This window comes from Streptomyces thermospinosisporus (genome assembly GCF_039526425.1).
GTDB lineage: Bacteria > Actinomycetota > Actinomycetes > Streptomycetales > Streptomycetaceae > Streptomyces > Streptomyces thermocarboxydovorans.
On the sequence record NZ_BAAAIZ010000008.1, the window covers coordinates 63,520 to 73,938 of the forward strand.

General features: G+C 73.5%; 9 protein-coding genes and 1 pseudogene. 4 read left to right on the plus strand and 6 right to left on the minus strand.

Going from position 1 to position 10,419, the window contains the following annotated elements:
* Window positions 1–27 precede the first annotated feature (27 nt).
* The 3 genes from ABD207_RS03305 to ABD207_RS03315 are packed head-to-tail and all read right to left on the minus strand — an operon-like array spanning window position 28 to window position 3,556.
* Window positions 28–810: a 3-oxoacyl-ACP reductase gene (locus ABD207_RS03305; protein ID WP_343997798.1), complete on the minus strand. Its 783-nt coding sequence runs from the start codon at window positions 808–810 to the stop codon at window positions 28–30.
* On the minus strand, window positions 807–2,186 hold the full coding sequence (locus tag ABD207_RS03310) for an aldehyde dehydrogenase family protein (RefSeq protein ID WP_344009889.1): 1,380 nt from the start codon (window positions 2,184–2,186) through the stop codon (window positions 807–809). Before ABD207_RS03310 ends, ABD207_RS03305 begins: the two co-directional genes overlap by 4 nt.
* Before the next feature lie 8 nt (window positions 2,187–2,194).
* Window positions 2,195–3,556 (minus strand): glutamine synthetase family protein, encoded by a 1,362-nt coding sequence (locus tag ABD207_RS03315; protein WP_344009891.1) that lies wholly within the window; start codon window positions 3,554–3,556, stop codon window positions 2,195–2,197.
* A 107-nt stretch (window positions 3,557–3,663) separates the two neighbouring features.
* Between ABD207_RS03315 and ABD207_RS03320 the strand changes: the two genes are divergently transcribed.
* The 3 genes from ABD207_RS03320 to ABD207_RS03330 all read left to right on the plus strand — a co-directional run bounded on the left by ABD207_RS03320 (window position 3,664) and on the right by ABD207_RS03330 (window position 6,815).
* On the plus strand, window positions 3,664–4,398 hold the full coding sequence (locus ABD207_RS03320; protein ID WP_344009893.1) for a FadR/GntR family transcriptional regulator: 735 nt from the start codon (window positions 3,664–3,666) through the stop codon (window positions 4,396–4,398).
* A gap of 249 nt (window positions 4,399–4,647) precedes the next feature.
* A complete protein-coding gene (eat, locus tag ABD207_RS03325; protein ID WP_344009895.1) occupies window positions 4,648–6,102 on the plus strand; it encodes an ethanolamine permease in 1,455 nt (484 codons plus the stop codon).
* A 23-nt stretch (window positions 6,103–6,125) separates the two neighbouring features.
* Window positions 6,126–6,815, plus strand: coding sequence for a gamma-glutamyl-gamma-aminobutyrate hydrolase family protein (locus ABD207_RS03330; RefSeq protein WP_344009897.1), 690 nt, complete (start codon window positions 6,126–6,128; stop codon window positions 6,813–6,815).
* Between the two features lie 801 nt (window positions 6,816–7,616).
* Here the strand turns inward: ABD207_RS03330 and ABD207_RS03335 are convergent.
* The gene (locus ABD207_RS03335) at window positions 7,617–8,552 is read right to left on the minus strand and encodes a LysR family transcriptional regulator (protein ID WP_344009899.1); all 936 of its coding nucleotides are present in this window, start codon (window positions 8,550–8,552) and stop codon (window positions 7,617–7,619) included.
* A 71-nt stretch (window positions 8,553–8,623) separates the two neighbouring features.
* Here ABD207_RS03335 and ABD207_RS32080 point away from each other — a divergent pair.
* A pseudogene (locus ABD207_RS32080) lies at window positions 8,624–8,774 on the plus strand (C4-dicarboxylate ABC transporter); the annotation flags it as partial.
* Between the two features lie 121 nt (window positions 8,775–8,895).
* Here ABD207_RS32080 and ABD207_RS03340 read toward each other — a convergent pair.
* Together ABD207_RS03340 and ABD207_RS03345 are read right to left on the minus strand one after the other, a co-directional pair.
* The gene (locus tag ABD207_RS03340) at window positions 8,896–9,624 is read right to left on the minus strand and encodes a helical backbone metal receptor (protein ID WP_344009901.1); all 729 of its coding nucleotides are present in this window, start codon (window positions 9,622–9,624) and stop codon (window positions 8,896–8,898) included.
* Entirely contained in the window at window positions 9,621–10,190 is a 570-nt protein-coding gene (locus ABD207_RS03345) for a helix-turn-helix domain-containing protein (protein WP_343997806.1), read from the minus strand. The genes ABD207_RS03340 and ABD207_RS03345 overlap by 4 nt, the downstream gene beginning before the upstream one ends.
* Window positions 10,191–10,419: the final 229 nt, after the last annotated feature.

Sequence of the window (10,419 nt, forward strand, 5' to 3'; positions counted from 1 at the left end):
GCTCATTCCGGCACTGTAGGACGCGGTCTACAGCGGTGTGACATAGGCCCCCGAGATTCCGCCGTCGACGAGGAAGTCGGTGGCGTTGACGAAGGAGGAGTCGTCGCTGGCCAGGAAGGCGACGGCGGCGGCGATCTCCTCGGCCTCGGCGAACCGGCCCAGCGGGATGTGCACAAGGCGGCGCGCGGCGCGCTCGGGGTCCTTGGCGAAGAGTTCCTGCAGCAGCGGGGTGTTGACCGGGCCGGGGCACAGCGCGTTGACGCGGATACCGTCGCGGGCGAACTGGACGCCGAGCTCGCGGGACAGGGCGAGGACGCCGCCCTTGGACGCGGTGTAGGAGATCTGGCTGGTGGCCGCTCCCATCCGGGCCACGAAGGACGCGGTGTTGATGATGGAGCCCTTGCCCTGGCGCCGCATGTAGGGGATCACGGCCTTGCAGCACAGGTAGACGGAGGTGAGGTTGACCTCCTGGACGCGCTTCCAGGCCTCAAGCCCGGTCTCCAGGATGGAGTCGTCGTCGGGGGGCGAGATGCCGGCGTTGTTGAAGGCGATGTCGACGCTGCCGTAGGTGTCGTACGCGGTCTTGAACAGCGCCTCGACCTGCTCGGGGTCGGTGACGTCGACGCCGGCGAAGATCCCGCCGGTCTCCTCGGCGGCGGCCTTGCCGCGGGCCTCGTCCACGTCGCCGCAGACGACGTTGGCGCCCTCGGAGGCGAGCCGGCGGGCGGCGGCGAGGCCGATGCCGCTGCCGGCTCCGGTGACGACGGCGGTGCGGCCGACGAGCCGGCGGCAGATGATCTCTTCGGTCACTGTGCGGGGCCTTCCGTGCTGATGAAGACGTTCTTGGTCTCGGTGAAGGCGGTCAGGGCGTCCGGGCCCAGCTCGCGGCCGATGCCGGACTGCTTGAATCCGCCGAAGGGTGTCCAGTAGCGGACGCTGGAGTGGGAGTTGACGGACAGGTTTCCGGCCCGGACCGCCTGGGACACCCTGAGGGCGCGGCCGACGTCCCGGGTCCAGATGGAGCCGGACAGGCCGTAGTCGGTGGCGTTGGCGAGCTTCACGGCCTCGGCCTCGTCGTCGAAGGGAAGGACGACGGCGACGGGGCCGAAGACCTCCTCGACGGCGACGCGGTCGCGCGGGCCGGCGCCGGTGAGGACGGTGGGCGGGAACCAGAAGCCGGGGCCCTCGGGGGCCTTGCCGCGGATCCCCTCCATGTCGTCGGGGACGTAGGAGCGGACGCGGTCGAGCTGGGTCCGGGAGATCAGCGGGCCCATCTGGGTCTTCTCGTCGGCCGGGTCGCCGACCAGCACCGCCTCGATCGCGGGGGCGAGCAGCTCGAGGAACCGGTCGTGGACGGAGCGCTGGACCAGGATGCGCGTGCGGGCGCAGCAGTCCTGGCCGGCGTTGTCGAGGAAGGACATGGGGGCAGCCGCCGCGGCGGCCTCGAGGTCGGCGTCGGCGAAGACGATGTTGGGGCTCTTGCCGCCGAGTTCGAGGGTGACCCGCTTGAGCCGCTCCGAGCCCTTGGCCAGCACCTGTTTGCCGACCGCGGTGGACCCCGTGAAGACGATCTTCGCGACGCCGGGATGCTCGACGAGCGCGTTGCCGGCGACCGGGCCGTGTCCGGGCAGCACCTGGAACAGTCCCTCGGGCAGCCCGGCCTCCAGGGCCAGTTCGGCCAGCCGCAGCGCGGTGAGCGGGGTGGTCTCCGCCGGTTTGAGGATGACCGCGTTGCCGGCGGCGAGCGCGGGGGCGGTGCCCCAGGCCGCGATGGGCATGGGGAAGTTCCAGGGGGCGATCACGCCGACCACGCCGAGCGGTTCGAGGATGGTGACGTCCAGGCCGCCGGGCACCGGGATCTGACGTCCGGTCAGCCGCTCCACTCCCCCGGCCGCGTAGTCCAGCAGGTCGCGGACGTTGCCCGCCTCCCAGCGGGCGTTGCCGACGGTGTGCCCGGCCTCGCGGACCTCCAGCTGGGCCAGTTCCTCGACATGGGCGTCGACGGCGGCGGCGAAGCGGCGCAGCGTCCGGGCGCGGTCGCCGGGCGCGAGGGCGGCCCAGGCGGTCTGCGCCGCCGTGGCGCGGGCGACGGCGGCGTCCACGTCGGCCGGGCCGGCGGCCGGGACGGTGGCGACGACCTCCTCGGTGGCGGGGTTGAGTACCTGCAGCTCGTGCTCGTGGGACAAGAAGGGCCTCACATGCGTTCGAAGGAGCGGCGCAGCTCCCAGTCGGTCACCGCGGCGTCGAAGGCGTCCAGCTCGACCCGCGCCATGTTGCGGTAGTGGGCGACGACCTCGTCGCCGAAGGCGTCCTTGGCGATGGCGGACGTCTCCCACAGCTCGGCGGCCTCGCGCAGCGTGGTGGGCACGTGCTCGAAGTCGGCGGTGTAGGCGTTGCCGGGGCAGGGTTCGGGGAGCTCCAGCCGCTGCTCGATGCCGTAGAGGCCGGCCGCGACCATGCCGGCCACGGCGAGGTGCGGGTTGACGTCACCGCCGGGCAGGCGGTTCTCGAAGCGCAGCGAGCGGCCGTGGCCGACGACGCGCAGCGCGCAGGTGCGGTTGTCGTGGCCCCAGGCGACGGCGGTCGGGGCGAAGGAGCCCGGCTGGAACCGCTTGTAGGAGTTGATGTTGGGCGCGTAGAGCAGGGAGAACTCGCGCAGGGCGGCGAGCTGCCCGGCAAGGAAGTGCCGCATCAGCGCGGACATGCCGCCGTCGGGGTCGCACATGGCGTTGTTGCCGTCGGCGTCGGCCAGCGAGAGGTGGATGTGGCAGGAGTTGCCCTCCCGCTCGTTGTACTTGGCCATGAAGGTGAGGGAGACGCCCTCCTGGGCGGCGATCTCCTTGGCGCCGGTCTTGTAGATGGCGTGCTGGTCGCAGGTGACCAGGGCCTCGTCGTAGCGGAAGGCGATCTCGTGCTGGCCGGGGTTGCACTCGCCCTTGGCGGACTCCACGGTGAGGCCGGCGCCGGCCATCTCGTTGCGGATGCGGCGCAGCAGCGGCTCGATGCGTCCGGTGCCGAGGACGGAGTAGTCGACGTTGTACTGGTTGGCCGGGGTGAGGTTCCGGTAGCCGGCGTCCCAGGCCTGCTCGTAGGTGTCCTTGAAGACGATGAACTCCAGCTCGGTGCCGACCTGGGCGGTGAGGCCGTGTTCCGCGAGGCGCTCCAGCTGGCGGCGCAGGATCTGGCGGGGTGCGGCGTGCACGGGGGAGCCGTCGGCCCAGCCGAGGTCGGCGATGACCAGGGCGGTGCCCTCGTTCCAGGGCACGCGGCGCAGGGTGGCCAGGTCCGGGTGCATGGCGAAGTCGCCGTAGCCGTTGTCCCAGGACGACATGGCGTAGCCGTCGACGGTGTTCATCTCGGCGTCGACGGCGAGCAGGTAGTTGCAGCCCTCGGTGCCGTGATGGAGGACCTCGTCCAGGAAGAAGGGTGCGGCGAAGCGCTTGCCCTGCAGCCGCCCTTGCATGTCGGGAAAGGCCAGGACGACAGTGTCGATCTCACCGCTCGCGACGAGGGTGCGCAGCTCCTCGACGCCGAGTGGTGGTGTGCGGTCTGCCACGGGAGGGCCTCCTCGGGCTGCTGTGAGCTGATTCCCGGTCGTCCGTGACCGGTCGGGAGCCATAAGGTATTGCCGAGAACCATTGGTTGGGAAGGGGGCACGGCCAGATGACCGGGGAAGTCGTCGAGGGGCTCGGGGACCGGCTGGCGCCGGTGCTGCGGCCGGTGCGGGCGGGCAACGGTTTCGAGGAGGCGCTGGAGCAGATCCTCCAGGTGGTGCGCCTGGGCCTGGTGCCCGCGGGCGAGCGGCTGCCGGCCGAACGGGAGCTGGCCGACCGGCTGGGCATCAGCCGGGTGACGCTGCGCGAGGTGCTGAAGGTGCTCCAGGACCAGGGTCTTGTGGAGTCCCGGCGCGGGCGCTACGGCGGCACCTTCGTGCTGCCCCGGCCCACGGACACCGGCGGTGACGAGCTGCGGCGGCGGACCGCCGAGGTCGACATCGAGGACGTGCTGCGGTTCCGGGAGGTGCTGGAGGTGGGCGCCGCGGAACTGTGCGCGGCGCACGGCCTGACGGACGAGCAGGCGGCACGGCTTCGGGAGGCGCTGGCCGGCACGCGGGACGCCCCGCTGGCCGACTACCGGCGCCTGGACACGCTCTTCCACCTCACCCTGGCCGAGCTGAGCGGCTCCCCCACGCTCACCGCGCAGTACGCGGCGGTGCGGGCCAGGGTCAACGACCTGCTGGACTGCATCCCGCTGCTGGTGCGCAACCTGGAGCACTCCCAGCAGCAGCACACGGCGCTGGTCGAGGCGGTGCTGGAGGGTGACGTGGACGGGGCGCGGGAGATGATGCACGAGCACTGCGCGGGGACGGCGGCGCTGCTGCGTGGCTTCCTGGCGTGACACCGGCGGGCGCGGGCGAGCGGACTCACCGGAGGCCAGAAGCGCGGCCCGTCGGGCGTGAGGAGAGCGGCGCGCCGGGCGTGAGGCGAGCGGGCTCGGCATGCGCCGGGGCGGTGAGAGTTCACAGCGGCTTCACGCAAGGGTCTTGCGTTCCGGCCGCCGGGCCCACGAAGGTATGGGCCCACAAAGGTCTGGATCCATGCCATTGCTTGCCTCCGTCATCTCCACCGCCCCCTGGGGAGTAGCCCCATGACCGTTCCGTCCACGTCTCGTGACTCCCGACGATCCGCCACCGAACCGGACGACTACCTGGAGCGCCGGAAGCTGCGCCGCGGCAGCGCCGGCTGGCTGCTGCTGACCGGGCTCGGCGTCGCCTATGTCGTCTCCGGCGACTACTCCGGCTGGAACTTCGGCCTCGCCGAGGGCGGCTTCGGCGGCCTGGCGATCGCCATGGTGCTGATGGGCACCATGTACACCTGCATGGTCTTCGCCCTGGCCGAGCTGTCGTCGATCCTGCCCACCGCCGGCGGCGGCTACGGCTTCGCCCGCCGGGCGCTCGGGCCCTGGGGCGGCTTCCTCACCGGCACGGCCATCCTCATCGAGTACGTGCTGGCGCCCGCCGCGATCTCCATCTTCATCGGCGACTACGTCGAGTCGCTCGGCCTCTTCGGCCTGGAGTCGGGCTGGCCGGTCTATCTCGCCTGTTTCATCGTCTTCATCGGCATCCACCTGTGGGGCGTCGGTGAGGCGCTGCGCTTCAGCTTCGTCGTCACCGGTATCGCGGTGGCCGCGCTGCTGGTGTTCGCCCTGGGCGCGCTGCCCGGGTTCGACGCCTCCTCGCTGGACGACATCCCGGTCGACTCCTCGGCGTTCGGTGCGAGTTCCTGGCTGCCGATGGGGCTGCTCGGCATCTGGGCGGCGTTCCCGTTCGGCATGTGGTTCTTCCTGGGCGTGGAGGGCGTGCCGCTGGCAGCGGAGGAGACCAAGGAGCCGGCCCGTACGCTGCCCCGGGCGATCCGCTGGTCCATGGGCATCCTGGTGGCGCTGGCCCTGCTGACCTTCTTCACGGCGGCGGGCGCACGGGGTTCCTCGGCCATCCAGGACGCCGGCAACCCGCTGGTGGAGGCGCTCCAGCCGGACGGCGAGCCGACCGCGCTGAGCCGCATCGTCAACTACGCGGGCCTGGCGGGCCTGGTCGCCTCCTTCTTCTCGCTGATCTACGCCGGTTCGCGCCAGCTGTTCGCGCTCTCCCGGGCCGGGTACCTGCCGAAGTTCCTGTCCCTGACCAGCAGCCGCAAGGCGCCCTACCTCGGTCTGCTGGTGCCCGGAGCGATCGGCTTCGCGCTGGCGGCGGGCACCGGCAACGGCGCGCGCATGCTGAACATCGCGGTCTTCGGCGCGACCATCTCCTACGCGCTGATGTCCCTCTCCCACATCGTGCTGCGCCGCCGCGAGCCGGAGCTGCCGCGGCCGTACCGGACGCCGGGCGGTGTGTGGACGTCGTCGGTGGCGCTGGTGCTGGCCTGCGCGGCGCTGGTGGCGACGTTCCTGGTGGATGTGACGGCGGCGTTCATCGCGCTCGCCGTGTACCTGGTGGCCCTCGCCTACTTCGGCCTCTACAGCCGCAAGCACCTGGTCGCGAAGGCGCCGGAGGAAGAGTTCGCGGCACTGGCCGCGGCCGAGGCAGAGTTGTCACGGGACTGACGAGAGCAGGAGGAATCAAGCAGATGACGTCCAGGCCGCTCATCGGCATCAGCACCTACGCGGAGTCCGGCGTGCGCTGGGGAGTGTGGCAGCTGGACGCCGCGCTGCTGCCCGCCGGATACCCACGGCTGGTACAGCGGGCGGGCGGCCTGGCCGCGATGCTCCCGCCGGACGCGCCGGAGCTGGCCGAGGCGGCCGTGTCCCGGCTGGACGGCCTGGTGATCGCAGGCGGCCCGGACATCGAACCGGTCCACTACGGCGCCGAGCCGGACCCGCGCACCGGGCCGCCCGCGCGGGCGCGGGACGCCTGGGAGCTGGCGCTGATCCGGGCGGCGCTCAAGCGCGAGCTGCCGCTGCTCGGCATCTGCCGGGGCATGCAGCTGCTGAACGTCGCCCTCGGCGGCACGCTGGTCCAGCACATCGACGGCCATGCCGGCACCCCGGGTGTCTTCGGCCGCCACCCGGTCAAGCCGGTGCCCGGCACGCGCTACGCCTCCATCGTCCCCGAGGAGACCGAGGTCCCCACCTACCACCACCAGTCGGTGGACCGCCTGGGCACCGGCCTCATCCCCTCGGCCCACGCGGAGGACGGCACGGCCGAAGCCATCGAACTCCCCAAGGCGCCCTGGACCCTGGGCGTCCAGTGGCACCCCGAAATGGACGACGACCTCAGAGTCGTCCAGTCCCTGGTCACCGCAGCGGCCTACATCTGACCAGCAGCACCCGGCCGCTCTCCGCCCGCCCCGCCCGCCTCCGAGCCGTCCGCCCCGGCCCGCCTCCGGCCCGTCCGCCCCGGCCCGCCTCCGGCCCGTCCGCCCCGGCCCGCCTCCGGCCCGTCCGTCACGCCCCTGCGCCGCCGGACGACCGCCCCGGCGGGCGGCGGCCGGACCACGGTCGGTGCGGACCGCCGCGCCGACCGCCCACCGCCGCCCCGGTGCCGGCAGAACACGCGCACGCCTCGCGGGACGCAGCCCCGCACGACCACCGGACCGGCTCGACGCACCACTGGAGGCTGCCCTCTTACTCACCCGCGCGCGCGACCTCCGCAGTCACCGCAGCAGCCAACACCTGATCCGCTGCACCCGGCCGGTCTCCGCTCGGCCCGGTCGCCCTCCGGCCCGTCCGTCACGCCCCTGCGCCGCCGGACGACCGCCCCGGCGGGCGGCGGCCGGACCACGGTCGGTGCGGACCGCCGCGCCGACCGCCCACCGCCGCCCCGGTGCCGACAGAACACGCGCACGCCTCGCGGGACGCAGCCCCGCACGACCACCGGACCGGCTCGACGCACCACTGGAGGCTGCCCTCCGGCTCATCCGCACGCGCGACCTCTGCCGACCGCCGGCCGCGCCGCCGGCACGTCGCTCCCGGCTGGAGACCGGCATGGACGGCGGAGACCGGCACGGACGGCGGAGACCGGCACGGACGGCGGAGACCGGCACGGACGGCGGAGACCGGCACGGACGGCGCAGCCGCCCCGCCGGATGGTCTGCCTCGAACCAGGCGCCGGCCGGCGCCTACCCCCTCGTCAGCGACAGCAGGTCGCGGGCCGGGCCCGTGGGGCGGTGGCCCATGGGCCAGACGGCTCGCAGGTCGCGGGTGAGGGCGATGCCGTCGACCGGGATGCGGACGAGGCGGCGCATCGCCAGTTCCTCGCCGACGGCGAGTTCGCTGAGGACCGCGGGGCCCGCGCCGCCGACCGCCGCCGCCTTGACCGCGGTGGTGGAGGACACCTCGATCAGCGGCCGCGCCAGTCCGCCCAGTGCCGCGTCCAGCACCTGCCGGGTGCCGGAGCCCTTCTCCCGCAGGATCAGCGGTGTGGCCGCCAGCTCCTCGCCGGCCAGCGGGCGTCTGCGGCGGGCCCAGGGGTGGGCCGGGGCCGTCACCACGATCAGCCGGTCGTGCGCGACCACCACCGAGTCCAGGCCCGACGGGACGGTCAGCCCCTCCACGAAGCCCAGGTCGGCTACCCCGGACAGCAGCCGCTCGGCCACCGCGGCCGAGTTGCCCGCGAGCAGCGACACCGCCGTGTCCGGGCGTTCGGCGCGCAGCGCCAGCAGCCAGCCGGGCAGCAGATACTCGGCGATGGTCATGCTCGCCGCCACCCGAAGCCGGGAGTCCCGGCGGTCCCGCAGTGCCTGCGCGCCCGCGTCGAAGGCCTCGGCCGCCTCCACGATCCGCCGCGCCCAGTCGGTCACCAGCGCCCCGGCGTCCGTCAGCCGGGAGCCGCGCGGTGAGCGGTCGACCAGCGCCACGCCGAGCTGCCGTTCCATCGAGCGGATGCGGCTGCTGGCGGCGGGCTGGGTGATGCCCAGCTCCCGCGCCGCTCCGCCCAGGCTGCCCAGCCGCGCCACCGCCAGCAGCAGCTCCAGGGCCCCGAGATCCGGCACCCGGTGGGCGAGGGAACCGGAGGACCCGGACCGGTGGCCGGGATGATCGTCCGTGTTGCTCATAACGTCAGCTTATGTCGTCATGGCAAAGCACCCTCTGGCCCAGGTCAGGCGGCCGTACGACGGTGGGGAGCATGGTCACCGTCGCCCATCGTCCGCCCCCGCTCCCCCGTGCCGCCGCCCGGCCGCCGCGCGTTCCGGCCGTCCGCCACCTCGGGCCCAACTGGTACGCGTGCGTGATGGGCACCGCCGTCGTGGCGAGCGCGGGCGCCGCGCTCCCGCCGCGCCTGCCGAGGCCCTGGCCCGGCACACCGGGCTGCCCGCTTCGGCGCACTGGCTCTCGCGCTGTACGTGGTGCTGGTCGCCGCCTGGGCGGTCGCCGCCCGGCACACCGTGCGGGGCGTGCTCAGCGGTGCGCTGCTCGCAGGGCCCGCCCCAGCACCGCCGGGGCCTCGACGAGCGACGGCCCGTACCAGGTGAGACACCGTCCGTCGACGAGGGCGCAGGGCAGCCCGGGGAAAGCCTCGGGGCCGTCGTCGGCGGTGAAGCGGTACGGCTCGTCCGGGAGCACCACCAGATCCGGGCGGGCGGCGCGCAGTTCGTCGAGGGGCACGCGGGGGTAGCGCTCCGGGTGCCCGGCGTAGAGGTGGCCGACGCCGAGCCGGGCCAGCAGATCGCCGGCGAAGGTGTCGCGGCCCAGCACCATCCACGGGCGCCGCCAGATCGGGACGACCGCGGTGCGGCGGCGTTCGGGCGGCGGCACGGCCGCCCAGGCCGCCTCGGCCTCGTCCAGCCACCGGGGGCGGGTGGCGGCGCCGCAGGCGGTGAGGACCCGGTCCAGCTCGCGGAACGCCTGCGGCAGGGTGCGCACCTCGGTGACCAGCACCTCGAGCCCGGCCGCGCGCAGGGCGTCCAGGTCGGGCGCGCGGTTCTCCTCCTCGTTGGCGATCACCAGATCGGGGGCCAGCTCCACGATCCGGTCGGTCCTCGGGTTCTTGGTGCCGCCGATGCGCGGCACGTCCAGGCCGGGCGGATGCGTGCACCAGTCGGTGGCCGCGATCAGGGCACCGGGCGCCGACACCGCCACGGCCTCGGTGAGCGAGGGGACGAGAGACACCACGCGAGGGGTGCTCATCGGCGCGGCTTGTCCCGCAGCGCCTCGATGTGCTCGGCGACGGCGACGACCACCAGCCGGGTCTCCGGCACAGTCGCCCGCCAGCGGTGCCGTACGCCGCCGGTGAGGTACAGCGTGTCACCGCGGCCCAGGCGGTAGGCGCGGCCCTCCGCCTCGATCTCCACGGCGCCGTCCGCGACGTACATCAACTGGTCGTTGCGGAACTGCAGTTCGCGGCCGGCCTCGTGGTCGCCGGTGAACTCCGAGGCGTGCATCTGGTGGTGGCCGCGCACCAGGGAGCGCACCCGGGGTTCCAGCCAGGACCCGGTGTCGTCGGCGCGGACGACGTCCACGCTGCACGCCGGGTCGGCGGCGGCGAGCAGTTCCACGGCGGTGGTGCGCAGGGCGTCGGCCACCTTCTCCAGGGAGCTGCGGCTGGGCCGGGCCCGCTCGTTCTCGATCTGGCTGAGGAACGGAACCGACAGACCGCTGCGCTCGGACACGGCGGCAAGGGTGAGGTCCAGCGCCCGGCGTCGCCGCCGCACGGCCGCGCCCACGCGCAAGGGCTGTTCCTTGTGGTCGCCCATTGCTCGTCCCTCCTTCGCCCATCGTCCCGCGCCCTGCACCCCGCTGCCCGGCGGACGCCGATGACGGCTTGTCTGCACCCTACGCAGATTCGGCGGACCGTTTCATGCCGCTGCCTCAAGCCGGTGCCGGCTCGCGCTCGATGTCCGGGGTGTTCTGGCCATTGTTGCCCTTCGGCGCCGGAAGGTCACGAGGAAGGCGGACATGAACCGGGGGCGGACCGGGCCGTGC

Excerpts from the sequence above, each read along its gene's own strand:
- ABD207_RS03340 (WP_344009901.1), bottom strand. The coding sequence starts at position 9,624 with ATGAGCACCCCTCGCGTGGTGTCTCTCGTCCCCTCGCTCACCGAGGCC.
- eat (WP_344009895.1), top strand. The coding sequence starts at position 4,648 with ATGACCGTTCCGTCCACGTCTCGTGACTCCCGACGATCCGCCACCGAA.
- ABD207_RS03320 (WP_344009893.1), top strand. The coding sequence starts at position 3,664 with ATGACCGGGGAAGTCGTCGAGGGGCTCGGGGACCGGCTGGCGCCGGTG.
- ABD207_RS03335 (WP_344009899.1), bottom strand. The coding sequence starts at position 8,552 with ATGAGCAACACGGACGATCATCCCGGCCACCGGTCCGGGTCCTCCGGT.
- ABD207_RS03345 (WP_343997806.1), bottom strand. The coding sequence starts at position 10,190 with ATGGGCGACCACAAGGAACAGCCCTTGCGCGTGGGCGCGGCCGTGCGG.
- ABD207_RS03330 (WP_344009897.1), top strand. The coding sequence starts at position 6,126 with ATGACGTCCAGGCCGCTCATCGGCATCAGCACCTACGCGGAGTCCGGC.